The organism is Citrobacter sp. RHBSTW-01044 (genome assembly GCF_013781945.1).
GTDB classification, from domain to species: domain Bacteria; phylum Pseudomonadota; class Gammaproteobacteria; order Enterobacterales; family Enterobacteriaceae; genus Citrobacter; species Citrobacter braakii.
The window spans coordinates 2,043,863-2,068,153 of sequence record NZ_CP056180.1 but is presented as its reverse complement, the minus strand read 5'-3'; the positions used below and the strand labels follow the sequence as shown (position 1 = coordinate 2,068,153).

The 24,291-nt window shown below is 53.1% G+C and carries 23 protein-coding genes; 11 read left to right on the top strand and 12 right to left on the bottom strand.

All coding sequences use genetic code 11. The annotated features are described in order from the left end of the window. Positions 1-74: 74 nt before the first annotated feature. Complete coding sequence (dadX, locus tag HV352_RS09990; protein ID WP_046275018.1) at positions 75-1,145, bottom strand: catabolic alanine racemase DadX; 1,071 nt, start codon at positions 1,143-1,145, stop codon at positions 75-77. Between the two features lie 12 nt (positions 1,146-1,157). Further along, positions 1,158-2,456: a D-amino acid dehydrogenase gene (locus HV352_RS09985; protein WP_046275019.1), complete on the bottom strand. Its 1,299-nt coding sequence runs from the start codon at positions 2,454-2,456 to the stop codon at positions 1,158-1,160. A 322-nt stretch (positions 2,457-2,778) separates the two neighbouring features. On the opposite strand from HV352_RS09985, the gene HV352_RS09980 reads away from it, so the two are divergent. Then, the gene (locus HV352_RS09980; RefSeq protein WP_003833557.1) at positions 2,779-4,311 is read left to right on the top strand and encodes a SpoVR family protein; all 1,533 of its coding nucleotides are present in this window, start codon (positions 2,779-2,781) and stop codon (positions 4,309-4,311) included. Between the two features lie 75 nt (positions 4,312-4,386). Here the strand turns inward: HV352_RS09980 and fadR are convergent, their stop codons facing one another. After that, positions 4,387-5,106, bottom strand: a complete 720-nt coding sequence (gene fadR / locus HV352_RS09975) for a fatty acid metabolism transcriptional regulator FadR (protein ID WP_016153370.1) — start codon at positions 5,104-5,106, stop codon at positions 4,387-4,389. Between the two features lie 236 nt (positions 5,107-5,342). Between fadR and nhaB the strand changes: the two genes are divergently transcribed. The 3 genes from nhaB to HV352_RS09960 all read left to right on the top strand — a co-directional run bounded on the left by nhaB (position 5,343) and on the right by HV352_RS09960 (position 8,012). After that, the gene (nhaB, locus tag HV352_RS09970; protein ID WP_181635390.1) at positions 5,343-6,887 is read left to right on the top strand and encodes a Na(+)/H(+) antiporter NhaB; all 1,545 of its coding nucleotides are present in this window, start codon (positions 5,343-5,345) and stop codon (positions 6,885-6,887) included. A 141-nt stretch (positions 6,888-7,028) separates the two neighbouring features. Continuing rightward, positions 7,029-7,559, top strand: coding sequence for a disulfide bond formation protein DsbB (gene dsbB, locus HV352_RS09965; protein WP_003844060.1), 531 nt, complete (start codon positions 7,029-7,031; stop codon positions 7,557-7,559). A 111-nt stretch (positions 7,560-7,670) separates the two neighbouring features. Further along, the gene (locus tag HV352_RS09960; protein ID WP_016153372.1) at positions 7,671-8,012 is read left to right on the top strand and encodes a DUF1971 domain-containing protein; all 342 of its coding nucleotides are present in this window, start codon (positions 7,671-7,673) and stop codon (positions 8,010-8,012) included. Between the two features lie 29 nt (positions 8,013-8,041). Here HV352_RS09960 and HV352_RS09955 read toward each other — a convergent pair whose 3' ends face one another. From HV352_RS09955 to HV352_RS09945, 3 genes are all read right to left on the bottom strand, one after another. Next, positions 8,042-8,488, bottom strand: a complete 447-nt coding sequence (locus HV352_RS09955; protein ID WP_016153373.1) for a YcgN family cysteine cluster protein — start codon at positions 8,486-8,488, stop codon at positions 8,042-8,044. A 92-nt stretch (positions 8,489-8,580) separates the two neighbouring features. Then, entirely contained in the window at positions 8,581-9,240 is a 660-nt protein-coding gene (locus HV352_RS09950) for a fumarylacetoacetate hydrolase family protein (RefSeq protein ID WP_016156786.1), read from the bottom strand. A gap of 69 nt (positions 9,241-9,309) precedes the next feature. Next, on the bottom strand, positions 9,310-9,603 hold the full coding sequence (locus HV352_RS09945) for a YcgL domain-containing protein (RefSeq protein ID WP_016153375.1): 294 nt from the start codon (positions 9,601-9,603) through the stop codon (positions 9,310-9,312). Between the two features lie 126 nt (positions 9,604-9,729). On the opposite strand from HV352_RS09945, the gene minC reads away from it, so the two are divergent. Genes minC through minE form a run of 3 tightly spaced genes read left to right on the top strand, consistent with a single transcriptional unit; the run spans position 9,730 to position 11,543 of the window. Further along, positions 9,730-10,437: a septum site-determining protein MinC gene (gene minC / locus HV352_RS09940; protein ID WP_016153376.1), complete on the top strand. Its 708-nt coding sequence runs from the start codon at positions 9,730-9,732 to the stop codon at positions 10,435-10,437. Positions 10,438-10,460: 23 nt separating this feature from the next. Next, positions 10,461-11,273, top strand: a complete 813-nt coding sequence (gene minD, locus HV352_RS09935; protein ID WP_003020956.1) for a septum site-determining protein MinD — start codon at positions 10,461-10,463, stop codon at positions 11,271-11,273. 3 nt (positions 11,274-11,276) lie between these two features. Beyond that, positions 11,277-11,543, top strand: coding sequence for a cell division topological specificity factor MinE (gene minE / locus HV352_RS09930; protein ID WP_001185666.1), 267 nt, complete (start codon positions 11,277-11,279; stop codon positions 11,541-11,543). A gap of 87 nt (positions 11,544-11,630) precedes the next feature. Here the strand turns inward: minE and HV352_RS09925 are convergent, their stop codons facing one another. Further along, entirely contained in the window at positions 11,631-12,548 is a 918-nt protein-coding gene (locus tag HV352_RS09925) for a LysR family transcriptional regulator (protein ID WP_016153377.1), read from the bottom strand. Positions 12,549-12,651: 103 nt separating this feature from the next. On the opposite strand from HV352_RS09925, the gene HV352_RS09920 reads away from it, so the two are divergent. From HV352_RS09920 to HV352_RS09905, 4 genes are all read left to right on the top strand, one after another. Then, positions 12,652-13,734, top strand: a complete 1,083-nt coding sequence (locus HV352_RS09920; protein WP_153646320.1) for a tartrate dehydrogenase — start codon at positions 12,652-12,654, stop codon at positions 13,732-13,734. Between the two features lie 255 nt (positions 13,735-13,989). Then, positions 13,990-15,591 (top strand): BCCT family transporter, encoded by a 1,602-nt coding sequence (locus tag HV352_RS09915; RefSeq protein ID WP_181635389.1) that lies wholly within the window; start codon positions 13,990-13,992, stop codon positions 15,589-15,591. Between the two features lie 45 nt (positions 15,592-15,636). Continuing rightward, positions 15,637-16,761, top strand: coding sequence for a carnitine monooxygenase, oxygenase subunit YeaW (gene yeaW, locus HV352_RS09910; RefSeq protein ID WP_003833746.1), 1,125 nt, complete (start codon positions 15,637-15,639; stop codon positions 16,759-16,761). 70 nt (positions 16,762-16,831) lie between these two features. After that, complete coding sequence (locus tag HV352_RS09905; protein WP_181635388.1) at positions 16,832-17,797, top strand: PDR/VanB family oxidoreductase; 966 nt, start codon at positions 16,832-16,834, stop codon at positions 17,795-17,797. Between the two features lie 49 nt (positions 17,798-17,846). Here the strand turns inward: HV352_RS09905 and rnd are convergent, their stop codons facing one another. The 5 genes from rnd to HV352_RS09880 form a co-directional block, all read right to left on the bottom strand. Next, entirely contained in the window at positions 17,847-18,962 is a 1,116-nt protein-coding gene (rnd, locus tag HV352_RS09900) for a ribonuclease D (protein WP_016156789.1), read from the bottom strand. Between the two features lie 84 nt (positions 18,963-19,046). Beyond that, a complete protein-coding gene (fadD, locus tag HV352_RS09895; protein ID WP_181635387.1) occupies positions 19,047-20,732 on the bottom strand; it encodes a long-chain-fatty-acid--CoA ligase FadD in 1,686 nt (561 codons plus the stop codon). Positions 20,733-20,936: 204 nt separating this feature from the next. Further along, on the bottom strand, positions 20,937-21,521 hold the full coding sequence (locus HV352_RS09890) for a Slp family lipoprotein (protein ID WP_053389065.1): 585 nt from the start codon (positions 21,519-21,521) through the stop codon (positions 20,937-20,939). A gap of 94 nt (positions 21,522-21,615) precedes the next feature. Then, on the bottom strand, positions 21,616-22,311 hold the full coding sequence (gene tsaB, locus HV352_RS09885) for a tRNA (adenosine(37)-N6)-threonylcarbamoyltransferase complex dimerization subunit type 1 TsaB (protein ID WP_181635386.1): 696 nt from the start codon (positions 22,309-22,311) through the stop codon (positions 21,616-21,618). Positions 22,312-22,369: 58 nt separating this feature from the next. After that, the gene (locus HV352_RS09880; RefSeq protein WP_016153386.1) at positions 22,370-24,280 is read right to left on the bottom strand and encodes an ATP-dependent DNA helicase; all 1,911 of its coding nucleotides are present in this window, start codon (positions 24,278-24,280) and stop codon (positions 22,370-22,372) included. Positions 24,281-24,291: the final 11 nt, after the last annotated feature.

Below are 24,291 nucleotides of genomic sequence, written 5' to 3'. Positions count from 1 at the left end.
GGCCTGCGCTCTGCGTCGCATAAACGGTGTAGCCGGATGAAACACATCAGCGTCGACATCCGGCTTCAGATACGTTACACCGTCACAACCGGCACGCGCAGCGCCAGAGAACACATCAACTCGTAGCCCACCGTACCCGCTGCGCTGGCCACATCGTCAATTTTAATCTCTTTGCCCCACAGCTCTACCGGCGTCCCGATCCCCGCTTGCGGACACGGTGTCAGATCTACCGCCAGCATATCCATTGAGACCGTCCCCACCGTTGTCGTGCGTACGCCGTCCACCAGCACCGGCGTTCCGCTTGGCGCATGGCGCGGATAACCGTCTGCATACCCGGTCGCCACAATGCCAATGCGCTGCTCGCCGCTGGCGGTATAGCGTCCCCCGTAGCCCACCCGATCTCCAGCTTTTAGCGTCTGTATGCCGATTATCTCGCTGCTCAGGGTCATGACCGGTTTCAGGCCGGTATTGGCGATGTCCCGCCACTGTCCCGAAGGTGATGCACCATACAAAATAATGCCCGGGCGCACCCAGTCATAATGTGCTTCAGGGTGCCACAGTGTGGCGGCCGAATTGGACAGCGACCGTCTGCACTCCAGCCCTTCTGTCGCCTGTGCAATCCGCGCCATGGCGTCCTGAATACCTTCCGGGTGCTCCGCATCTGCAAAGTGGGACATCAGCGTCATTTCACCGACGTTGGGCATTGCCCGCAGCTGTTGCCAGACCGTTGATACTCTTTCCGGTAAGAAACCCAGTCGGTTCATGCCGCTGTTCACCTTCAGGTAAACATCCAGCGGCGCGTTGAGGCGCGCATTCTGCAGCGCTTTTAATTGCCAGTTACTGTGTACACAGGTGGTCAGACGATATTTGTCATACACCATCAGGTCTTCGGCGTGGAAAAATCCCTCCAGCATGAGTATCGGGCCTTTCCACCCGCGCTCACGCAGGGTTATCGCTTCTTCAAGATTGAGCATGGCAAAACCGTCGGTTGTGCCCAGCGCATTCCAGACACGTTCAATGCCGTGTCCGTATGCATTGGCTTTCACCACCGACCAGACGCGGGCGTCCGGCGCGGCCTGGCGGGTAATGGTCAGGTTTTGTTTCAACGCCTGCAGGTCAATGCTGGCCAGTATCGGGCGAGTCATCTCACGTCCTTATCAGTTATGTGCGCCATGTAAATGCCGTGGACGAGATGGGGTAAACCCCGGGCTGTAACGCGCCACGCTCAGATCGTCGTAAGGAATGGCTGGTGTGCGGCCTGACAGAATGTCGCTCAGCAACTGACCCGAACCGCAGGCCATGGTCCAGCCCAGCGTGCCGTGGCCGGTATTAAGCAGTAGATTCTTAAAGCGCGTTCGCCCGATCACTGGCGTACCGTCCGGCGTCATCGGACGCAGCCCGGTCCAGAAGGTTGCCTGCTCCACATGCCCACCGCGTGGGAAGAGATCGCGGACGACCATCTCCAGCGTCTCACGACGGGGTTGCAGCAATTCCGTATTGAAGCCGACAATCTCCGCCATGCCGCCAACGCGAATACGATTATCAAAGCGGGTAATGGCGATTTTGTAGGTTTCATCAAGGATCGTTGAAACCGGCGCGCCGTCATCTTGCGCCACCGGAATGGTCAATGAATAGCCTTTGAGCGGATAGACCGGAATATCAACGATCCCCTTCAGCATCGCCGTAGAGTACGAGCCGAACGCCATTACATAGGCATCGGCTTTGACTATCTCCTCGCCACACTGAACGCCATAAATCTGCTCACCATCGCTCAACAGCTTATCGACCGGAGTATTAAAGCGAAATTTCACACCCGCCTGCTCCGCCATCAGCGCCAGACGCTGGGTAAACAGCTGGCAGTCACCGGTTTCGTCATTCGGTAAACGCAGACCGCCGGTCAGCTTGTGTGCCACTTCCGCCAGCGCCGGTTCAACTTCCGCCAGACGGCTTGCTTCCAGGAGCTGATACGGCACGCCGGCGTCTTCGAGGACGGCGATGTCGCGGGTCGCGTTCTCATACTGTTGAGCGGTACGGAACAGTTGTAACGTTCCGCCCTGGCGTCCTTCGTACTCGATACCGGTAGAGGCGCGTAGCGCTTTCAGGCAATCACGGCTGTATTCCGCCAGTCGCACCATCCGGCCCTTGTTTTCCATGTAATGGCTGGTGTCGCAGTTGCGTAGCATCTGCCACATCCATTTCAACTGGAACTGCGTCCCGTCGAGGCGAACGGCCAGCGGCGCGTGGCGCTGAAACATCCATTTAATTGCTTTAAGCGGAACACCTGGCGCCGCCCAGGGTGCTGCATAACCTGGAGAGATTTGCCCCGCGTTCGCCGCACTGGTTTCCAGTGCCGGACCGGGCTCACGATCAATGACGGTGACATCGTGTCCAGCCTGACTTAAGTACCAGGCGCTGGTCACGCCAACGACACCACTTCCCAGTATGACAACTCGCATAGCCACTCCGTTAACAGTAAAAGAACAATCATCTAATTACATCTTGATAACTCAGTTGAAAATATTATTCAACATATGGCTTTTTTATGGTGACTTATCTCACATATGGCGGTGATGGCGGGGAACTCCCTGCTTTGGTATCTCCTGCTGTGCGTTATTTTTATCCAGCATAAAATTTTGCGGCCATACCGTTTTTCGACGCCTCGCTAACAAGAAATCGCAAAGAAAAAAATTCAGCCGCAGCACGTTTTTTAACACCATGATCTATGCTTGAAATGAGGTACTCCAGACAGAGAGTGCCGCCAACAATGAGGGTGCGCGAATGGCTACGATTGATTCCATGAACAAGGACAGCACACGGTTAAGCGATGGACCCGACTGGACGTTTGATCTGCTGGATGTCTATCTGGCGGAAATAGACCGCGTGGCGAAACTCTACAGACTGGATACCTACCCGCACCAAATCGAGGTGATCACCTCCGAACAAATGATGGACGCTTACTCCAGCGTCGGGATGCCAATCAACTATCCTCACTGGTCGTTTGGTAAAAAATTTATTGAAACCGAGCGTTTGTATAAGCATGGTCAGCAGGGGCTGGCCTATGAGATTGTTATCAACTCCAATCCGTGTATCGCGTATTTGATGGAGGAGAACACCATCACCATGCAGGCGTTGGTGATGGCGCATGCCTGCTACGGACATAACTCCTTCTTTAAAAACAACTATTTGTTCCGTAGCTGGACGGATGCCAGCTCCATCGTTGATTACCTGATCTTCGCGCGAAACTATATTACCCAGTGTGAAGAGCGTTACGGCGTGGATGAAGTCGAAAAGCTCCTCGACTCCTGTCACGCGCTGATGAACTACGGCGTGGATCGTTACAAACGCCCGCAAAAAATCTCCCTACAGGAAGAGAAAGCCCGACAGAAAAGCCGTGAAGAGTATCTGCAAAGCCAGGTAAATATGTTGTGGCGTACGCTGCCGAAGAAAGAAGAAGAGAAAACCGTTGCAGAAGCCCGACGTTATCCTTCTGAACCGCAGGAGAACCTGCTGTACTTCATGGAGAAGAACGCCCCGCTGCTGGAATCCTGGCAACGCGAAGTGCTGCGCATTGTGCGCAAGGTCAGCCAGTATTTTTATCCGCAGAAACAGACCCAGGTGATGAACGAAGGGTGGGCCACTTTCTGGCATTACACCATCCTTAATCACCTTTATGACGAAGGTAAAGTCACCGAACGGTTTATGCTGGAGTTTTTACATAGCCATACCAACGTGGTATTCCAGCCGCCGTACAACAGCCCGTGGTATAGCGGCATAAACCCCTATGCCCTGGGTTTTGCCATGTTCCAGGATATTAAACGAATTTGTCAGTCGCCTACCGAAGAGGACAAATACTGGTTCCCGGATATAGCGGGTTCTGACTGGCTGGAAACCCTGCATTTCGCGATGCGCGATTTCAAAGATGAGAGCTTTATCAGCCAGTTTCTGTCACCGAAGGTTATGCGTGATTTCCGCCTGTTCACCGTGCTGGATGACGATCGTCATAATTATCTGGAGATTTCCGCGATTCACAACGAGGAAGGATATCGTGAGATCCGCAACAGGCTGTCGTCGCAATATAACCTGAGCAACCTTGAGCCGAATATTCAAATCTGGAATGTCGATCTGCGCGGCGACCGCTCGCTCACCTTGCGCTATATTCCGCATAATCGCGCTCCGCTGGATAAAGGACGCAAAGAGGTGCTCAAGCATGTGCACCGGCTCTGGGGTTTTGACGTGATGCTGGAGCAGCAGAATGAAGACGGCAGTGTGGAACTGCTGGAGCGTTGCCCGCCGAGGATGAACGGTCTGTAAATCTTATTGCCGGATGGCGACGCGAAAACGTCTTATCCGGCCTACAATGCATTTCGTAGGCCGGATAAGCTGCGATTAGCGCCCCTGAATAGCTAAATCGCCCGGCAGGTTTTTCTGCATACGATGCCAAATCTCGCCGCTGTCGTGACCATAGCGACGCACCGTTTCATATACCTGCTCATGAGCACCCTGATCACAAAGTTCTGACAGCTTACGGTAAAAGCTCAGCGCCAGCGCGCGGGCTTCCGGATTGGCGAAATAATGGCGGCCAATGCGGGTATATAATCCCTTCATTCCATTGAGGATCAAACCGTAAATCGGATTGCCAGAGGCAAATGCCAGACCGCGGAAAATGTTATAGTCCAGATCGGCGAACGCATCAGCATGGTCGGCCACCTGATTTGCCGTTGCCAGAACCTCCTGCGCTTTATCAGGATGCTGGCGAAACGCGGTACGAACAAAGATCGTCGAGATGTTGGTACGCACGGACAGCAGATTATCAATAAGCTGCGGCACGCTCTCGTGATCGAGACGCGCCAGCGTTTCAAGGATATTTAGCCCGGAGGTTTCCCAGAAGTTATTCACCTTCGTCGGCTTGCCGTGTTGAATGGTCAACCAGCCGTCCCGCGCCAGACGCTGTAATACCTCGCGTAACGTGGTACGTGTCACTCCAATCAGTTCAGAGAGTTCACGTTCAGCAGGCAAAATAGTGCCAGGTGGGAAGCGGTTATTCCAGATACTTTCAATGATGTACTCTTCCGCGAACCCAGCCGGGCTTTGCGCCTTAATGACCATAGTGATAATTCCATTACACAGCAAAACATAGTTACAGTTATCATACCAGACGGGCTACATGGCTGATAGCTGACGCAATGAAGAAAAAGTGGATCAAGGCTTCATTTTCCAGATTACGCTGAAGCACAGCCAGCCTTGTCCGTCGCGTGAATAGCTTGCCTGTACTCCCTCCTCCCGCTAAGCTTTGCGGTCAAACATAAAAACATGATTTCATTTTTAAAGGTAGGGAAATCACCATGGAGCTATCATGGGGCCGCGCTATGTGGCGCAATTTTTTAGGTCAATCACCTGACTGGTACAAACTTGCACTACTCGTATTCTTAGTCGTTAACCCGGTAATATTTTTCATCAATCCCTTTATTGCGGGCTGGCTGTTGGTGGCCGAGTTCATTTTTACGCTGGCGATGGCGTTAAAATGTTACCCACTGCTACCAGGCGGGCTGCTAGCCATCGAGGCGGTCATCATCGGCATGACCAGCGCCACACATGTGCGTGAAGAGGTTGCCGCTAACCTTGAGGTGCTGTTGCTGCTGATGTTTATGGTGGCTGGCATCTACTTTATGAAGCAGTTGCTGCTGTTTATTTTCACCCGCCTACTGCTTACGATTCGCTCCAAGATGCTGCTGTCGCTGGCATTTTGCGTTGCCGCCGCCTTCCTTTCTGCATTCCTGGATGCGCTGACCGTCGTTGCCGTGGTAATCAGCGTAGCGGTTGGTTTTTATGGTATTTACCATCGCTTCGCCTCTTCCCGCACGGAAGACAACAATATGCTCGATGATAGCCATATCGATCAGCACAATAAGGTCGTACTGGAGCAGTTCCGTGGTTTTCTACGCAGCCTGATGATGCATGCGGGTGTCGGTACAGCGTTAGGCGGCGTAATGACTATGGTCGGCGAACCGCAAAACCTGATTATCGCCAAAGCGGCTGGCTGGCATTTTGGTGACTTTTTCCTGCGCATGTCGCCAGTTACCGTCCCGGTGCTGATTTGCGGCCTGTTAACCTGCATGCTGGTTGAGAAATTGCGCTGGTTTGGCTATGGCGAAACGCTGCCGGCGACCGTCCGCGATGTCCTGCAACAGTTTGACGATCAAAGCCGTCAGCAGCGTACTCGTCAGGAAAAAATCAAACTGATTGTCCAGGCGATTATCGGTATCTGGCTGGTGGTTGCCCTGGCCCTGCATCTGGCGGAAGTCGGATTAATCGGTCTGTCCGTCATTATCCTGGCCACGTCGTTGACCGGCGTTACTGACGAACACGCGATTGGTAAAGCGTTTACCGAGTCGCTGCCTTTCACCGCCCTGCTGACCGTGTTCTTCTCTATCGTTGCGGTGATTATCGATCAACAGCTCTTTTCACCGATTATTCAGTTTGTTTTGCAGTCCTCTGAACATGCTCAACTGACGCTGTTCTATCTCTTTAACGGCCTGCTGTCTTCTATCTCTGATAACGTGTTTGTCGGCACCATCTACATTAACGAAGCCAAAGCCGCGTTGGAACATGGGACCATCAGCCTTAACCAATTTGAGCTGTTAGCGGTGGCGATCAATACCGGGACTAACCTGCCTTCCGTTGCTACGCCAAACGGCCAGGCGGCATTCCTGTTCCTGCTGACCTCCGCGCTGGCACCATTGATTCGACTCTCTTATGGCCGCATGGTGTGGATGGCTCTGCCTTATACTCTCGTCCTGACGCTGGTTGGTCTGCTTTGCGTCGAGTTCACGCTTGTTCCGGTGACTGAGTGGATGACCCAGGCGGGCTGGTTAGCTACACTTTCATAACAATTTACCGGGCAAATCACTGCCCGGTTTGACTTTTTGCATGATAATTATCCGATTACTCAAATTTTCAATTCCTGCTAGTGGCGCATAAATTGAATTGGTTTAAACTGCGCTCTCTACGCATGTTGCAGGGAAATTATTATGTTGCGATTTTTAAACCAGTGCTCCCGAGGTCGTGGTGCATGGTTATTGTTGGCGTTAACCGCCTTTGCGCTGGAGCTTGTCGCGCTGTGGTTCCAGCACGTCATGCTGCTAAAACCTTGCGTGTTGTGTATTTACGAACGTAGCGCATTATTTGGCGTGATGGGCGCGGGGCTGGTGGGGGCTATCGCACCAAAAACGCCGCTGCGCTATGTGGCGATGATTATCTGGATTTACAGTGCCTGGCGCGGACTTCAGTTAGCGTATGAGCACACCATGATTCAGTTGCACCCATCACCGTTTATGACCTGTGATTTTGCCGCACGCTTCCCGAGCTGGCTGCCGCTGGACAAATGGCTGCCGCAGGTGTTTTTAGCATCCGGTGACTGTGCTGAACGCCAGTGGTCTTTTTTAACCCTGGAAATGCCACAGTGGCTGTTGGGGATCTTCGCCGCTTACCTGGTGGTCGCCGTGCTGGTAGTCATAGCACAGCCGTTTAAACCGAAAAAACGTGACCTCTTCGGTCGCTAACAGAGACGCTCCTTCGGGAGCGTTTTTTTTTACCTTAAATTCATTGCCTGCTGGCATCTATAAAATGTATATTAAATACATCTTATAGATGCCACACCAAGGAGATGTCTGATGTCCCATTTACGCATCCCGGCAAACTGGAAAGTAAAACGCTCTACTCCCTTCTTTACCAAAGACAACGTCCCGGCAGCACTTCTTTCTCACCATAACACCGCAGCAGGCGTGTTCGGACAGCTCTGCGTGATGGAAGGTACGGTAACGTATTATGGCTTTGCCAATGAAGACGCAAAAGAACCTGAAGTGAAAGTGGTGATTAATGCCGGTCAGTTCGCGACCAGCCCACCGCAGTACTGGCATCGCGTTGAATTAAGCGACGATGCGCAATTCAACATTAACTTCTGGGTGGAAGATGACAACCACTCCGATGAGATGTATCAGGCGAAAAAGTCTTAACCCTTAACGCCTGCTAATCGATGGGCGGCTCAGTCCGCCCATGAAGGTTTGTTCAGGATATGATCCTGCCAGTCACGCACTTCCGACTCTTTCACCGCAATATGACGAACTGAGATACGTTCACCGTGCATCGCCGCTTTTGATCCTGTCAACAACGGGTGCCACTCCGGTAGCCCTTTTCCTTCTGCGAGCAGACGATAGGCGCAGGTCATCGGCAACCATTCAAAAGTCGGCAGATTATCACGCGTCAGTTTGATGCAGTCAGGCTCGTACTCGAATCGACGTTCGTAATTACGACACTGGCAGGTTTTAATGTTGAGCTGACGACAGGCGACGTTGGTAAAGTAGATTTCGTCAGTGTCTTCATCCATCAGCTTATGCAGGCAGCATTGACCGCACCCGTCACATAATGACTCCCACTCGGCATCGGTCATTTCATCAAGGGTTTTACTTTGCCAGAAAGGTATGTCGCTCATCAGGGTTTCCGCTATTGCAATAAAGCTGCACCTTATAACCAGTCTGGCACGCTGATGCAAGTTTTGCCGCCCGAAAAGGCGGCAAGCAGAGATTACAGCACGCGGGTTGTTAGCGTTTGACCGTGAAAACTGATGGCCAGTTCGTCGCCGCTGCTTAAAGGTCCCACGCCTGCTGGCGTTCCCGTTAGCACCACATCGCCCGCTTTGAGGGTAAAGAAACGGCTCATATAAGCAATCAAGGGAACGATGTGATGGATCATGTCCGCCGTGGAGCCGTGCTGGCGAGTTTCACCGTTGACCGTTAATCCAAGCATCGTATCCTGCGGATCGCCATTAAATTCCGCCACCGGAATAAATCCAGACAGCGGGCAAGAGTTATCAAAACCCTTCGCTTTTTCCCATGGCTGCCCCGCCTTCTTCATTTTGCCCTGAATATCGCGCAGGGTCAGATCCAGCGCGACACCATAACCGGCGATGGCTTTACGCACATGATCTTCTGTCGCTTGCCGCAGGGTCGCGCCAATCAGCACAGCCAGCTCAACTTCATGGTGGACAGACCCCATATCAGATGGGATCACCAGCGGCTGGCGCAAATCGCACAGCGCGGTTTCCGGTTTAATAAACAGAACCGGTTCTTCCGGGGTGGTTCCGCCCATCTCTTTAATATGGTTAGCATAGTTACTCCCTACGCAAACCACCTTACTCACCGGATAATCCAGCAGAGCACCATGCCAGTTGTGATGTTGATACATTACTTTCCCCTAACGTAGTCATAGATTTCAGGTACTGCATCGATGGAACGTGCTGCTGCCGGATGCAGTTTAACGTTTAGCGTCTGGTGTATTTTGTTTTGCCGCTGCCAGATGCTGTTTAAGTAAATCTTCTGGCGGCGGGGGTATTTGTAAATAATAGCCCTGCTCGGTCAGGGCCTGTTTTACTTTTTCAAGATCGGCATTAACTAATTTTTTACGCCCATCAAGCGGTAACATCATTGCCAGCGTCGGCTGACCAAATCCTCTCATCAGTTCTTCAGGAACGCGCGAGAAATCGTCTTTTTTTTCGACATATAAATAGGTCTGGTCACGTTTGCTGCTTCGGTAGATCACACAAAACATATCTTTTACTCTGAATTCACGGAATGGTGGCTTGCCTCAATATAATACTGACTATAACATGCCTTATAGTCTTCGGAATATCACCCCGCGCTGGGGATGATAAATAGCAAATTGAGTAAGGCCAGGATGTCAAACACGCCAATCGAGCTTAAAGGCAGTAGCTTCACCTTATCAGTGGTTCATTTACATGAAGCAGAACCCGAGGTTATTCGTCAGGCGTTGGAAGACAAAATCGCGCAGGCACCGGCTTTTTTAAAACATGCTCCCGTGGTGGTTAACGTGAGTGGTCTTGAAAGCCCAGTAAACTGGTCAGCGCTGCAGAAAGTTGTCGCGTCTACCGGATTGCGCATTATTGGCGTTAGCGGATGCAAAGACGCCAGACTAAAGGCAGAAATCGACGAAATGGGTCTTCCTTTACTGACTGAAGGTAAAGAAAAAGCTATTCGTCCTGCGCCTGTTGAGGTCCCGGCTCCCGTCGCTCCACCGCAAAACGTTACTCCCATCACAAAAACACGATTAATAAATGTGCCGGTTCGTTCCGGTCAGCGCATTTATGCTCCACAATGTGATCTGATTGTTACAAGCCACGTCAGTGCGGGCGCAGAGCTTATCGCTGATGGCAATATTCATGTTTATGGAATGATGAGAGGCCGTGCGCTGGCAGGTGCAAGCGGCGATCGTGAAGCGCAAATTTTTTGTACCCATCTGACGGCAGAACTGGTGTCTATCGCAGGTGTTTATTGGCTGAGTGATAAAATCCCAGCAGAATTTTATGGCAAAGCGGCCCGTCTGCAATTAGCAGAGAACGCTTTGACAGTTCAACCGTTGAATTGATCCCTTTTTAACAAGGAATTTCTATGGCACGCATTATTGTTGTTACTTCGGGTAAAGGGGGCGTTGGCAAAACCACCTCCAGCGCGGCCATCGCTACAGGTTTGGCCCAGAAGGGAAAGAAAACTGTCGTTATTGATTTTGATATCGGCCTGCGTAACCTCGATCTGATTATGGGTTGTGAACGCCGCGTCGTTTACGACTTCGTCAACGTTATTCAGGGCGATGCGTCGTTAAATCAGGCGTTAATCAAAGATAAGCGTACCGAAAATCTCTTTATTCTTCCGGCCTCACAGACTCGCGATAAAGACGCGCTGACGCGTGAAGGCGTCGCGAAAGTTCTGGACGACCTGAAAACGATGGAATTCGATTTCATCGTCTGCGACTCCCCAGCGGGTATTGAAACCGGCGCGCTGATGGCCCTGTATTTTGCCGATGAAGCGATTATCACCACTAACCCGGAAGTCTCCTCTGTACGTGACTCTGACCGTATTCTGGGTATTCTGGCGTCGAAATCTCGTCGTGCGGAAAACGGTGAAGATCCGATTAAAGAGCATTTGTTGCTGACGCGCTACAACCCTGGCCGCGTAAATAAAGGTGACATGCTGAGCATGGAAGACGTACTGGAAATTCTGCGAATCAAGCTGGTTGGCGTGATTCCTGAAGATCAGTCAGTCCTGCGCGCGTCTAACCAGGGTGAGCCGGTTATTCTCGACATCAATGCTGATGCCGGTAAAGCCTATGCTGATACCGTAGACCGTCTGTTGGGAGAAGAACGTCCTTTCCGCTTCATTGAAGAAGAGAAGAAAGGTTTCCTCAAACGCCTGTTCGGAGGATAAGTTATGGCATTACTGGATTTTTTTCTCTCGCGGAAAAAGAGCACAGCGAACATCGCTAAAGAGCGACTGCAGATTATTGTTGCGGAACGTCGTCGTAGTGACGCCGAGCCACATTATTTACCGCAACTGAGGAAAGATATTCTCGAGGTTATCTGCAAGTATGTACAAATTGATCCCGAAATGGTCACCGTACAGCTTGAACAAAAAGACGGCGATATTTCTATCCTCGAACTTAACGTGACATTACCTGAAGCTGAAGAGTCTAAATAACGGCTTTGCTCAGTGAGTTATAGTTGCAAAAAAAGGCAGATTATTCTGCCTTTTTTATTTTCAGTTTCTTGCCAGGCTGTTGCGGATTTATTCCAAAGTAAACTTTGGATAGTTTTCGGCAAAATAGCGGCGCAAATACTCAACCGTAATACGGATTTTTGCCGACGTCGCCAGCCGAGAAACATAAACCGCCCATATATTTGCTGGTTGATAATACTCGGGTAATACGTGTACCAGATGTCCACCGGCAATGTTGTCGCAAACGTCCCACCACGAACGCAGGGCAATTCCCTGCCCATCAAGACACCACTGATGTACCACTTCGCCATGATTAGACGACAGAGGCCCCGTAACTTTAATTGAGTGAGCGCCCTCTTTATTACGCATTTGCCAGATGCCAAACGGATGGTCGCGCTCTTTGATAACCAGACAAGGAAAAGTGGAGAGATCGTTGAGTTGCTTCGGCGTCCCGTGCTGCGCCACAAATTCCGGCGAAGCGCACAGAATACGGTAGTTAGTCGCCAGCTTGCGGGCAATCAGGTTCGGCGCGATGTCATCCCCGATACGAATATCAAGATCGACGCCCTCATTCACCATATCCACCAGGCGGTCTTCAACATCGAACCTCAGTTCTAACTGCGGGTACGCTTTTGCCAGCGCAGACAGCGCCGGAGCCACCACCCGACGGCCAAAACCAAAGCTACTAATAATACGTAGCATCCCCTGCGGGATCTGCCTGGCATCCGACAACTCGTCCATCATCTGATCGACATCCTGCAGGATCCGCTGCGCCCATTCGTAGATCCGCTCCCCCTCTTCCGTGATGGTTACACGCCGCGTTGTCCGGTGCAGCAGCACCACGTTCAGTGTCTGCTCCAGCAGGGCTACTCGCTTACTGATAAAAGCCGGTGATACACCCAGTTCCTCGGCAACGGCGGCAAATCCTGCCCGACGGGCAACCAGCATAAAGACGCGTAAATCATTTAGCAGCGGCAGATTATTCATGATCTGTGTTTTATGTTTCACCAGTTAGGGGGATTAACTATTAATCAGTCAATTATAGGATAAGGGGAAAGTCAATTTTGATGGCGTACAAGTGAGAGCTGCTATGAAGAAAACCTGTCGTATTGCCGCTATCCCCGGAGATGGCATTGGTAAAGAAGTGCTGCCTGAAGGCATTCATGTGTTACAGGCAGCCGCCGAGCGTTGGGGGTTGTCGCTCAGCTTTGAGCAAATGGAATGGGCGAGCTGCGAGTACTACGCCCATCACGGTAAAATGATGCCGGATGACTGGCATGAGCAGTTGCAATCCTTTGATGCTATCTATTTTGGCGCCGTTGGCTGGCCGGACACCGTACCGGACCACATCTCTTTATGGGGCTCGCTGCTTAAGTTTCGCCGCGAATTCGACCAGTACGTCAACCTGCGTCCGGTACGCCTGTTCCCGGGAGTCCCTTGCCCACTGGCGGGCAAGCAGCCAGGCGACATTGATTTCTACGTCGTACGCGAGAACACCGAGGGAGAATACTCTTCTCTCGGCGGACGCGTGAGTGAAGGGACGGAACACGAGGTGGTTATCCAGGAGTCGGTCTTCACCCGTCGCGGCGTAGATCGTATATTGCGTTACGCCTTCGAGCTGGCGCAAAACCGCCCGCGCAAAACCCTGACCTCGGCGACCAAATCCAATGGTCTGGCCATCAGCATGCCTTACTGGGACGAGCGTGTTGAAGCAATGGCGGCTAACTATCCTGAGATCCGTTGGGATAAACAGCATATCGATATACTGTGCGCTCGCTTTGTGATGCAGCCGGAGCGCTTTGACGTTGTGGTTGCCTCCAACCTGTTCGGCGACATCCTCTCCGATCTGGGTCCGGCCTGTACCGGGACGATTGGCATCGCACCTTCTGCCAACTTAAACCCGGAACGCACCTTCCCGTCCCTGTTCGAGCCGGTGCATGGTTCGGCCCCCGATATTTACGGAAAAAACATCGCCAACCCGATTGCCACTATCTGGGCTGGCGCCATGATGCTGGACTTCCTTGGCAAGGGTGATGCCAACTATAAGGCTGCCCACGACGGAATTCTGGCGGCAATTGAGCACGTTATTGCCAGTGGCCCGAAAACGCCGGATATGAAAGGCAGCGCCACCACGCAACAGGTGGGAGAAGCCATCTGTCAGGCACTACGTTAGAGGTCAAACCACGAAATATGAGCCGCGTCACTGACGCGGCTTTTTTATGCGTTTTGTGGAGCCAATAACCTGCGCTAATTCACCTTTTATTATTTCCGTTCCGTGTTTTATTGCTTCACGCATCGGGCAATTGTTTAATTCATGTAAAGAACAAATAATAAAATTGTTAAATACAAAGTAACTCATTCTACCCCTACAGCATGATAACAACGACAGGCTAATGCCATACGCGGGCAACTGTGCCCAGGAGATCCCATGTTGAGCAACGTCAAGAAAAAAGACATGCCGCTGATAGCCATCAGCCTGGTGGCTATTCTTTTCATCGCCGCCACACTTAGTCTCTTCCCTCAGCAGTCTGCACAAGTCGCAAATACTCTTTTCAACGGCGTTACCCGGATGCTGGGTTCCGCCGTGCAGATCCTCGTTCTGATGGCTATGGGTCTGGTCGTCTGGCTGGCTACCAGCAAATACGGCAACATCCGTCTGGGAGAAGGTAAAGCGGAATACAGCACGCTCTCCTGGCTGTTTATGTTTATATGCGCCGGATTAGGCTCCTCCACGCTCTACTGGGGCGTTGCTGAGTGGGCCTATTATTACCAGACCCCGGGTCTGAATATCGCGCCGCACTCGCAAAAAGCGCTGGAATACAGCCTGCCCTATTCCTTTTTCCATTGGGGGATCAGCGCATGGGCGACCTACACGTTGGCCTCATTAACCATGGCCTACCACTTCCATGTGCGTAAAAACAAAGGACTGAGCCTGTCCGGGATTATCGCCGCTATTACCGGCGTGCATCCGCAGGGCGTCTGGGGTCGCCTGGTTGACCTGATGTTCCTGATCGCGACAGTTGGCGCGTTAACCATCTCTCTGGTCGTCACCGCCGCCACCTTTACCCGCGTTTTGTCTGCCCTGACGGGGTTACCGGATAACTTCACGGTGCAGGCGTTTGTGATCCTGTTCTCTGGCGGCATTTTCTGCCTGAGCTCCTGGATTGGCATCAATAACGGTTTGCAACGTCTGAGCAAAATGGTCGGCTGGGGGGCATTTTTACTGCCGCTGCTGGTGCTGATCGTCGGCCCGACCGAGTTCATCACCAACAACATCATCAACGCCATCGGCCTGACGACACAAAACTTTTTGCAAATGAGCCTCTTCACCGACCCGCTTGGCAACGGTGAGTTCACCCGTAACTGGACGGTGTTCTACTGGCTGTGGTGGATCTCCTACACGCCGGGCGTGGCAATGTTTGTCACTCGCGTATCTCGTGGTCGCAAAATCAAAGAGGTTATCTGGGCATTAATCCTCGGTAGCACTGTTGGCTGCTGGTTCTTCTTTGGCGTGATGGAAAGCTACTCCATTCACCAGTTTGTGAACGGCGTGATCGACGTACCGCAGGTTATGGCGACGCTGGGCGGTGAGACGGCCGTACAGCAAGTGTTGATGTCGTTGCCTGCCGGGAAACTGTTTCTGGTGGCGTATCTGGCGATCATGATTATATTCCTCGCCTCACACATGGATGCTGTGGCCTACACCATGGCGGCCACCAGCACGCGCAACCTGCAGGAAGGGGAAGATCCGCAGCGCAGTCTTCGTCTGTTCTGGTGCGTGGTTATCACCCTGATCCCATTATCGATTTTGTTCACCGGCGCGTCACTGGAAACCATGAAGACCACAGTGGTTCTGACCGCTCTTCCATTCCTCGCCATCCTGTTGGTGAAGGTTGGCGGTTTTCTGCGCTGGGTACGGCAGGACTATGCCCACGTTCCTGCGCATCAAATTGAAAGTCATATTCCCGAAGCGCCCGTTGACGTCCCGGTCGCGCCACCGGCCGGGACACTACTCAAAGGCGACAATTAAGCGCCAGTACAAAAATCCTCTTACTCACAAATTAAAGGTATTCCAATGAGCAATCTGAGCCCTGAGTTTATTCTGCCGCAAAATTTCTGTGCCAACCCGCAGGATGCCTGGACTATCCCGGCCCGGTTTTATACCGACCATCAGGCTTTCGAACACGAACAAGAAAAGGTGTTCGCTAAAAGCTGGATTTGCGTCGCCCACAGTAGCGAACTGGCGAAACCCAATGATTATGTTACCCGAGAAGTGATTGGCGAGAATATCGTGCTGGTACGTGGGCGCGATAACGTGCTGCGGGCCTTCTACAACGTCTGCCCGCATCGCGGTCATCAGTTGTTGAGCGGCGAGGGGAAAGCGAAAAATGTGATTACCTGCCCTTACCACGCATGGGCGTTCAAACTTGACGGCAATCTGGCGCATGCGCGTAACTGCGAAAACGTCGCCAACTTCGACAGCGAAAAAGCGCACCTTACACCGGTACGCCTGGAAGAATATGCCGGATTCGTGTTTATTAACATGGATCCGAACGCGGGCAGCGTGGAAGAACAACTCCCTGGACTTGCGGACAAAGTTATCGAAGCCTGCCCAGACGTGCATGACCTGAAACTTGCTGCACGTTTTACTACCCGTACCCCAGCCAACTGGAAGAATATCGTCGATAACTATCTGGAGTGCTACCACTGCGGTCCGGCCCATCCAGGTTTTTCCGACTCGGTCCAGGTTGACCGTTACTGGCATACCATGCACGGCAACTGGACGCTGCAATACGGTTTCGCCAAACCTTCAGAACAGTCATTTAAGTTCGAAGAAGGGGTTGATGCCGCCTTCCACGGTTTCTGGCTGTGGCCGTGCACCATGCTCAACGTGACGCCAATCAAAGGCATGATGACCGTTATCTACGAATTCCCGGTAGATGCGGAAACCACGCTGCAAAACTATGACATCTACTTCACCAACGAAGAGCTGACCGAAGAGCAGAAACAACTGATCGAATGGTATCGCAACGTCTTTCGTCCTGAAGATTTACGTCTGGTTGAAAGCGTACAAAAAGGGCTGAAATCGCGCGGGTATCGCGGCCAGGGACGCATTATGGCGGACACCAGCGGCAGTGGCATCTCCGAGCATGGCATTGCCCATTTCCATAATCTGGTCGCCCAGGTTTTTCAGGAATAACCCGGGGCTGTTACGACAGGTTCCGACGCGTCGCTGAGGCGCGTCGGACAGATTTTTTAGGGAGGCCGCAATGTCTGATTATCAAATGCAAGAAGTCCGGGTCAGCCGGATTGAGACGATTACCGCGCAGGTAAAATGCTTCACCTTAACGGCAACCTCAGGCGAGTCGCTGCCTGCGTTTCAGGGTGGCAGCCATATTATCGTGCAGATGCGCGATGGCGAGAACCTGTACAGCAATGCGTACTCGCTGATGAGTTCACCACGCGATACGCGCGCCTATAAAATCGCCGTACGCCTGGAGGAAGCGTCCAAAGGCGGCTCACGATACCTGCATCAAAACGTGAAGCCCGGCGACACGCTCACGATCTCCACACCAAATAATCTCTTCGCCCTCGCCCCTCAGGCACAAAAACATCTGTTGATTGCCGGAGGTATCGGCATCACACCGTTTTTATCGCAACTCCCGGAGCTGGAACAATCTCAGACGCAATGGCAACTGCACTATTGCTCTCCCAGCAAGGAGACCTGCGCGTTTCATGACGAACTCATGCAACACCCCAGCGCCAATCGCATTCATCTGCACCTGTCGAACGCAGGCACCCGCCTCGATTTAGCCCGTCTGCTGGCAGATGTTGAACCCGGCACGCATATCTACACCTGTGGCCCTGCGGTGCTCAACGATGCTGTCAGAGAAGCGGCTTCCCGCCTTGGGCTGGACAGCAATACGCTACATTTCGAACAATTTGCCGTGGAAGAGAAAGGCGGCGACGCCTTCACCCTGGTGCTGGCGCGCTCCGGGCGCGAGTTTGTGGTCCCGGAAGAGATGACCATTTTGCAGGTTATCGAAAATAACAAAGCCGCCCGGGTTGAGTGCCTGTGCCGGGAAGGTGTTTGCGGCACCTGCGAAACGACGATTCTCGAAGGGGAAGCGGATCACCGCGATCAGTATTTCAGCGACGACGAAAAAGCCAGCCAGCAAAGCATGCTCATCTGCTGCTCGCGCGCCAAAGGTAAGCGCCTGGTGCTCGATCTGTAGCGTTGCGCAGGCCGGGTCAGCAAACGCGCGACCCGGCGAGCCTGGTGACTTACTGCGGGTATTCCTGCAGCAGCGCGTTGAGGCGATCGGACATCAATTCGCCACGCCAGCCGGAAACCAGCTCTGGCAGGGATTGCTGCGGCTTTAATTTCCAGTGCCAGTTGAGCAACTGGTTGATCTGGCGACGCGAAGCAAGAAGTTCGACGCTGAGATTATGTTCCGCACTCACCTCGGCAACCAGCGCTTTGATGGCTTTGAACGCCTTGCGATACCCTGGCATATCCATCAAATTCAGCAGCGGCTGCGGTAGCGACTCTTCCGGTAAAGCCTGGGCCTTTTCCACCAGGGCGATCAGCGTTTTACCGTGGAAACGAATTTCACTCCCGGAAAGACCCAGGCTATCCAGTTCACCCAGGCTGCCCGGCATATAACGCGCCACCGCCCACAGGTGTTCTTCACGCACCACGAAGTTTACCGCCAGATCGCGCTCGCGTGCTTTACGCAGTCGCCAGTCGGCAAGCAGTTGCAGGCAGGCTAGCTGACGGGTGCGCAGTTGCCATGCGTTGGTGATGTCACGCCAGGCGTCTTCTGGCGCCAGAATCTCCTGGCGACGCTGTTGCATTAAGCGGCATTCGTCCAGCGCAGCTGGCAGCCAGCCGCTGGCTTCGGTTTCAGCCATCAGTTTTGTGGTGATCGGTAACAGATACCAGACGTCAGCCGCCGCGTATTCGCACTGACGCTCGGTCAGCGGTCTGGCCAGCCAGTCGGTACGCGATTCACTTTTGTCGAGCGCCACCCCCGTAAACTCTTCCACCATCGAGGCGAAGCCCCACGACAGCGGACGACCGCAAAACGCAGCCAGGATTTGTGTGTCAATTAACGGCTGCGGAAGTTCGCCAAAAGCGTTGAGAAACACTTCCAGGTCTTCACTTCCCGCATGCAGGAATTTGGTGATGGCGGTATCACGCAGAATATCGCGCAGGGGCGACCAGTCGGTGATCCCTAGCGGATCAATCAGAGCAACGTGTTTGCCATCAAACAGCTGGATCAGCCCCAACTGCGGATAATAGGTACGTGTGCGAACAAATTCGGTATCCAGGGCTATCGCCGGAAATTCACGGACGGCTTCGCACAGCGTGGCTAACGCGTCGTCCGTGGTGATCATTTGATAATTCAAATCGTGCTCTCTTAGGTTTGCGCCAAAAAAAACGCCGGATTACCCGGCGTTTTCTGCTGGCTGACTTAACGCTCAGCCTTTATTGTCCACTTTGGCGCGCGCTTCGTCACGTAATTCTCGTCGCAAAATTTTACCGACGTTAGATTTCGGCAACTCGTCGCGAAACTCCACCAGCTTCGGTACTTTATAGCCCGTCAGGTGACGACGGCAGAAAGTGATAAGCGCCTCATCAGTTAACGAGTCATCTTTCTTCACCACGAAAATTTTCACCGCTTCACCGCTGCTGCCCGACGGAACGCCGACCGCAGCCACTTCCTGTACGCCAGGATGTTGCATAACCACGTCTTCAATTTCATTTGGATAGACGTTAAAGCCGGACACAAGGATCATATCTTTCTTACGATCGACAATACGCAGGAAGCCTTCATCATCCATCACCGCAATATCGCCGGTGTGTAGCCAGCCGTCTTTAACGATTTCGTCGGTGGCGTCTGGTCGCTGCCAGTAGCCCAGCATCACTTGCGGACCTTTCACGCACAGTTCGCCCGGTTCTCCCGGCGGCACTTCGTTATCGTCGTCATCCACCAGTTTGACCTCGGTGGAAGGAACCGGTAACCCGATACTGCCGCTGTGGTAGTCGATATCATGAGGATTGACGCTCACCAGAGGGGCACACTCCGTCAGGCCATAGCCTTCCAGCAGATACTGACCGGTCAGCTTCACCCAACGTTCAGCTACCGCCTGTTGAACCGGCATCCCGCCGCCAGCCGAAAGGTGCAGTGACGAGAAGTCCAGTTGTTGGAACTCTTTGTTATTCAGCAGCGCGTTAAACAGCGTGTTGACGCCGGTCATGGCGGTGAACGGATACTTCGCCAGCTCTTTTACCAGTCCCGGAATATCACGCGGGTTGGTAATCAGCAGGTTTTGACCGCCCAGCTCAATAAACAGCAGGCAGTTCATCGTCAGCGCAAAAATGTGATACAGCGGTAGGGCCGTCACCACCAGTTCTTTACCCGGATGCAGCAACGGGCCATAAGTGGCGTTAACCTGCTCAAGGTTAGCCAGCATGTTACGGTGCGTAAGCATCGCGCCCTTCGCGACACCGGTAGTCCCCCCGGTATATTGCAGGAACGCCAGATCTTCCGACACCACTTCGGGTTTCACATACTGCATGCGATAACCGTTTTGCAGCGCACTACGAAAAGAGATGGCATCCGGCAGGTGATATTTCGGCACCAGACGCTTGATATACTTGACGACAAAGTTAACCAACGTCCCTTTGGCGGTCGACAGCTGATCCCCCATACGCGTCAGGATCACGTGTTGCACCGACGTTTTGTCGACGACTTTTTCCAGCGTGTGGGCAAAGTTAGACACGATGACAATCGCCGACGCGCCGCTGTCGTTGAGCTGATGTTCCAGCTCGCGAGGCGTGTACAGCGGGTTCACGTTCACGACGATCATGCCAGCACGTAAAATCCCAAACAGTGCGACCGGATATTGCAGCAGGTTCGGCATCATCAATGCGACGCGATCGCCCTTCTTCAGCCCGAGTCCCTGTTGCAAATAGGCCGCAAATGCCCGGCTACGCTCTTCAAGCTTGCGGAAGGTCATCACCTCCCCCATGTTTACAAACGCGGGCTGATCGGCATACCGTCTTACTGAGTGTTCAAAGAGTTCCACCAGGGATTGATAACGGTCAGGATTGATCTCCGCAGGAACACCAGCGGGATAACGGTTAAGCCAAACCTTTTTCAATACATCACCTCTAAAATGCGTATTCGTCGTCATCACAACCCCAGGCAATAAACAAACTGTTAACATAATATTAACTCAGCGTACCAGTTTGTTTATTACACAACGACAAGGTTGCGAAGCACGTCACTATTTATTTTTCTTATATCCACGTTAATGCAGAAACAGCGGACGAGCCGCTGTTTCTTTTACTCATAAAACAAAGAGTTACTCAGTTACTATGGTCTGAACCTGTGCCGGGCCGGGATTGTACCATCCCCATCCACCGTAGCCACCGTAAGGCCAACCACGCGCACCGTAGAACCAGGGGTCGATCGGCTGCGGCGGCATAACAATTTGCTGAGTAATATGCCAGCGTTTATAGCCAGTTACCTGCATCAGCATGAATTTATACGGCGTATTACCGATTTTTCCATCCACAGTACCGCTAATCGGACCGACGACGGTAACCAGTTGACCGCGGAAGTCCACCGGGTCGAGGAAGCCATTTACATCAGCATAAATTCGCCCGCGGGAGGCTTCGCCCAGCACCGGTCGCGCCCCACTATCAAGAGGAACAGTGGCAATTTCCAGACGGGATTTCCCCTGCTGGTTCTGAATATCCACCACTTTACCGCCGAAACGCGCTTCCTGTCCGACATACAGCTGCGGGGCATTCATAACCCGCACCAGATCCTGCTGCGGCGTAGGGCTCGAACCTTTAATCGCGTCCGGGATGGTGACACAACCGCTAAGCATTAACGCGAATGCGCCCGCCAACAGACCTTTCAATAACTGCTTTTGCACCGCCATATTGCGACTCCCTTTTCTTAGCTTCTGCCCCGACCAATTCACCATGCTGCGCACTGACGGCTGTGCGAATTGACCAGGGATGTACTACTAAGATTCATTCTTTACCGGGAAGTTTCTTCCATGCCACGGTGTTACGTAAATAAACCGGTTCCGCATGTTCAACCGCCACGGTCTTACCGGCAGCCAGCATTTGCGTGGCAACAGGCAGCATATCTTCAGCCGCCGGAAGCAAAACGTCGCCATCGCTCAGCGTCAGACCGCTGTCTTTACCGAGCTCAGGCCAGGCAGGCCAGCCCGTTCCGACCGTTACCCACTCGCCAGACAGTTGCAGTAAACGCGCATGCACCTGCTCGGGGGTTAGCACCGCTTCGGTTTGTTCACCGTGCCAGTTGCCGTTCTCATCACGCAGGTATTCGGCCCAATAGACTTCGCCCATTCGCGCGTCGATCGCGGCCAGTACGCGGGTCGCGCCCGACTTACGCCAGGCTCCCTGCGCCATTGTTGCCAGGGTGGAGACGCCGATCATCGGTAAATTCGCGCCTAACGCCAGCCCCTGAGCAATGCCAATACCAATACGTACACCGGTGAAACTGCCAGGACCGCGACCAAACGCCAGAGCGTCGATATCGGTTAACGTGAGATCGCCAGCGGCCAGGATTTCCTCGACCATTGGTAAAATTCGTTGGGTGTGTTCTCGTGGGCAAAGCTCGAAATGAGCCTTGGTAGTACCGTCATTCCACAGGGCAACAGAGCACGCCTCTGTGGCGGTATCGATAGCCAGAATTCGCATGGGTGTTTGTGATCAGGTCAATAAATTTGGCGCGCATCTTACCACACTCCGTAACAAATTACTCAGTCGTTGGTATGGCAAGAAAACGAACAGCGCGAGCAATATCACGCGTCCGCGGCGCAGGCGGAAGACTTGCCAGGAAAGTGGCACCGTAAGGTCGCATCACCAGACGGTTGTCGCAAATCACCAGCACCCCGCGGTCGTCAGCGTCACGAATCAGACGCCCCACGCCCTGTTTCAGGGTGATTACCGCATCCGGCAACTGAACGTCTTCAAACGGATCACCGCCGCGCAAACGGCAGTCCTCCATCCGCGCTTTTAACAGCGGATCGTCCGGCGAGGTGAACGGCAGTTTATCAATAATCACCAGCGACAACGTATCGCCACGCACGTCCACCCCTTCCCAGAAGCTGCTGGTGGCAACCAGTAACGCATTACCTGCGCTGACAAACTGCTGTAACAGTTGCCCTTTACTGGTTTCGCCCTGCAGCAGCACGGGAAGGGTCATGGTGGCGCGGAATTGTTCCGCCAGATCGCGCATCATCGCGTGCGAGGTACACAGCATAAAGCAGCGACCGTTGTTCGCTTCGATAATGGGACGCAGCATGGATGCCAGCTGACGCGCCGCTCCCGGTTGGTTGGTTTGCGGGAGATTACGCGGCACGCACAGCAGCGCCTGGCGGGTGTAATCAAATGGACTTGGCAGCAGCATCGACTCGGCATCTTCAATACCCAGCCGCGCGGTGAAATGATGAAGGTCATCGTTTACCGACAGCGTCGCGGAGGTAAAAATCCAGCAGCCCGGCTTCTGTTCCATCACTTCTTTGAATTTATCCGCCACCGTGAGCGGCGTCAGCGCAAGGGTGAAATGGCGCGAAGTGCATTCATACCAGTAGCTGAAACCTGGCTGGTTGATCTCTTTCAGGCGCTTCAGACGAGCACGGTAAAGCGTGGCACGTTCAAACGCGGCATCCAGCAAGGCGGAACGTCCGAGAGACAGTTTCGCCACGTCGTAACACAGCTCCAGCGTGTCATCGAGCAACAAAAACGCGCGCTGTACGCGCGGATCGGCCAGCAGTTCCCGCAAGTTTCCTCGATAGCCCGGCTCGCCCAGTTGCAGGCGGAAGTCCTGCGCGCTTTGCGCCAGTCGGTCGGCGCATTTTTGAAGCTGTTGAGTGTCTTTCAGCTCGGTGCGATAGGCAATGGTGATGTCTTTCGCCAGATCCAGCAGTTGGCGACTGGAGAGCGATTGACCAAAGTACTGGCTGGCGATATCCGGTAACTGATGCGCTTCATCGAAGATCATCACTTCAGCTTCCGGGATCAGCTCGCCAAACCCACTCTCTTTCACCACCATATCAGCGAGAAACAGATGGTGGTTTACCACGACGACATCCGCATCCATCGCCTTCTTGCGCGCTTTCACGACAAAGCACTCTTTGTACAGCGGGCAGTCGCTCCCAAGGCAATTATCGTTTGTGCTCGTCACCAGCGGCCAGGCCTGAGAGTCTTCCGCCACGCTGACGCAGGTGCTGATGTCACCATCAAGGGTTTGATTTGACCATGAGCGTAGCAGAATGACGTCACTTAAAGTTTGTACCGGCAGGTCACCGCCCGCCAGCGCCTGTTGTTCGAGACGCTCAAGACACAGATAGTTTGAACGCCCTTTCAGTAGCGCCAGTTTACCCGTGAATTCCAGAGCCTTCGCTACTGTGGGTAAATCGCGGCTGTATAGCTGATCCTGCAACGCCTTCGAGCCCGTGGAGACAATTACTTTCTTTCCGGCACGCAGCGCAGGGGCAAGATAAGCGTAGGTTTTACCCGTTCCTGTTCCGGCTTCGACAACAAGCGGCTGTGATTTTTCAATAGCATGACTGACGGCGAAGGCCATCTGCCGCTGTGGTTCACGCGGTTTAAAACCGGGTATCGCTTTAGCCAACTGACCGTCTGCTGCAAAATCGTCCGTCACACTGCCCCCTG